General features: G+C 39.5%; 1 protein-coding gene and 1 pseudogene. Both read right to left on the reverse strand.

Features of this window, described 5'->3' with window-relative positions; all coding sequences use genetic code 11:
• A pseudogene (locus J3U13_RS11325) lies at positions 1–2,393 on the reverse strand (hypothetical protein); the annotation flags it as partial.
• Positions 2,394–2,405: 12 nt separating this feature from the next.
• On the reverse strand, positions 2,406–2,938 hold a 533-nt coding region (locus tag J3U13_RS11330), incomplete at its 5' end, for a DUF2345 domain-containing protein (protein WP_267342165.1).

Below are 2,938 nucleotides of genomic sequence, written 5' to 3' on the forward strand. Positions count from 1 at the left end.
TCACGTTTTGCTTCATCGCCGTCTTTTATATAACCCAAATAGTTTTCCGCATCACCAGTCATTTCACTGTTTAATGCTTCCCATTCCGGTCGCTTTCCTTCTGCATCCAACTCTTCATACCATTCACTTTGATAATGAACTAACAGCCGTCCCAGTGCCGTTGTTAAGTGTGGTTTTTCGGATATCCCTTTAAAACATCCCTGTGTTAATGTTGCATATTTATTACTATTTTGAATGTATTGCTTATCTAATATTGTTAAGGTCTCTTTGAGGGTTGGCTTATAGTTCTCCAGTGAAGCATTATCTTTGTTTCGGGTTTCTGATTTTTTCGCACTCAGGTAAAACTCTTTTAAACTGCCAGTTTCTGTAATCTGTTTAAAACCAAACCACTCCCAACCACTGACTTTCTTCACGCCCTCACTGCCAATAAATGTCCATCCTTTGATAGGAACATTTTGACTATCCACTGCATGCTCTATCCATAACCATAATGTCCCCTTTTCATCCATGGCTCGTTTATCATTCTTGATTAAATCTTCATCATTTAAATTCAGTAGCAACGGTGGTGTATCGACTTCTTTTTTACTGGTTGTTAACTCACTCTGTTGTAATGGAAACTTGCTCCATGCCTTTGTGGTACTGGCTAAATCTTTTAGATTACCTTTTTCTTTTAGTTTATCCTGTATCTCTTTATTATTCTCTATCCATAATGTTTTAGTTTCACTTTTCGATGTTTGAATCTCTATTTGGAACCAGTTGATATTCCGTTCTTTACTTAATATTTTTATTTCCGAACCTTTAAGGCACTCACCGACTTTTGTATCCGATTCTGATGCTGACGCCAGTAATTTTGCACCTTTTGATATGCCAACCAATGTTTTATCTTCATCGGGTATTTTACCTGCCTCTGTCTGCGTTTGGGTGATGAACGTCGGCAAATCGTCACAAGTAAAGCATTCAACATGTAAACTTGGTTTATATTGACTTGCTGTTAAACCTGTTTTTAGCGGTAAAGTCGCCATCTCTATATAATTACCGTCTTTATCTTTTTGTTTGCTGATGCCTTTATTTTGATTATGGCCAATATGCCCCACTAAATCACCGGCTTTGATTGGATACGGTTTATCTAATACCACTACCTGATTATATTCTTTTCCTCGGGTGATGTTTTCAAGATTATCGCTCCATACGAGTTTTTTTCCTTCTGATAAAGGAATGGTCGGTTGCCCGTCACGGACTATCTGGGCTAATTCAACAAACGTTTTAGGTTTTTTCTTACCGCTTATTTTTACTTGGGTTCCCTTGGGTAACATAGACAGTATGTTTTTTTTACTTTCATCCCTGACTCTCAGTCCTTTTGATTTGGCAAAATTTTTATCTTTATCTTTATCTTTATCTTTTATATCAAATTCGGATTCCGTGAGCTGCTTTTGAGTTCCATTGAAAACCCAACCGATAATCTTCTTTCCTTCATGCTCATAAGGCGTTAATACCGGTATTGAACAATAGCCTTCCTTTAATGAGGTCACCGCATACCATTTATAATCTTCGGTATGTAACTCAAGATTCAATTCCACTTTGGTGCCCGCTTGTAAGACTGCAAGAATCTCACCTTTTTTTAAGTCAGGCTTCTTTCGAATATTTAATCCTTCAACAAAATCTAAACCTTTTTCAGTGACCCGATAAATATCTTGCTCCCAAAATGCTGGCGTAGGCTCTTTTGGGTTATCATTGTAAAATTTAGTATCAGCCAAATGCATATATAAACTATAAAAATACAGCTGGTGACCGGACTGTTTGGGTTTAGCCGTTTCAGTAGCAGGCGGTGTACTTGCTGTTGATGCGTCACCGGTTGTCGTTGGCGTATTGGTATTCGTGCCCGTTGGTGATGTTTTTACCGGCGTTGTAGTCGTAGGCTGTGTATTTGACGACGGTAATGCATTGGCTGCTGGCGCTGTTGAATTTTCAGTTGAGTTAGTGGTAGCTGCGTCGGGTGATGACTGACTTTCGGTTGTTGGAGTTGGTGTCGCTGGCGGGGTCGCTTCTTCAATTCGTTCCATTTCAAGCAGATGACGAACTAAAACAAAACCGGTTGAGAAAAAACTAACCTTATCACCATAATCAACTTTTTGATAATTGTCGTTAACCCGATAAGCAATGACTTCACCATCTGCTATACAGTACACTTTGCTCGGTTTATCATTTACAATGCCTAAATTCTTAAGCACATCTTCATCAAAGTGAATGCCTCCATGCACAAGCTTATTAACGCTCACAGGATAAAAACCGGTTTGCGCTAACATTAAGGCTTGATGATAACGGGCTGCGCTTGATTTTTTTGGGTCATTGGTAACGACCGGATATTTCCATTTTTTTATAGGGGCTAATGCCATGGTTGATTCCTTTTATCCTGAAAAATTGATAACATCACTATTGATTAAACGCATAAGTGCTACATCAATATCACTGGATGTAAATTTTAATTTGTCACTATCAATACTTGCCGGTCCCATTTTTTGCAGAGCATTGCTTTTTATATACACATTATCCGCTGTGCCTAGCTCAATGCCTTCACGGCTGATTTTGATAAAAGAGCCACCACACATTAACGTCAGCGCCTCACTTGCAGTAATGGTCAGTTCGCCGTCAACACTGTCGATTTTGATATCTTGTTGAGCCGCCATATTCAAGTTGGCATTTTGCGCTTGCAGGTTGATTTCCCCCTGATTGGCCAACAGTTTCATGCCCGATTTATGGGCAAATAAGCCTATGGCTTCATCGGATGTGACTGTGATGTTTTTCAGGGCATGGATGTCGGTTTGCTGTTCACTGGTTAAGGAAATACTGTTACTTGAGGACAGTTGGATATTTTCCGGACTGGTTAACGCAATGCCTGCCTGTGCATAAGCTAAGATGCCACTTTCAGTGAGCGTCGTTA

The sequence above is a fragment of the Gilliamella sp. B2887 genome (assembly GCF_026537015.1).
Lineage (GTDB): Bacteria > Pseudomonadota > Gammaproteobacteria > Enterobacterales > Orbaceae > Gilliamella.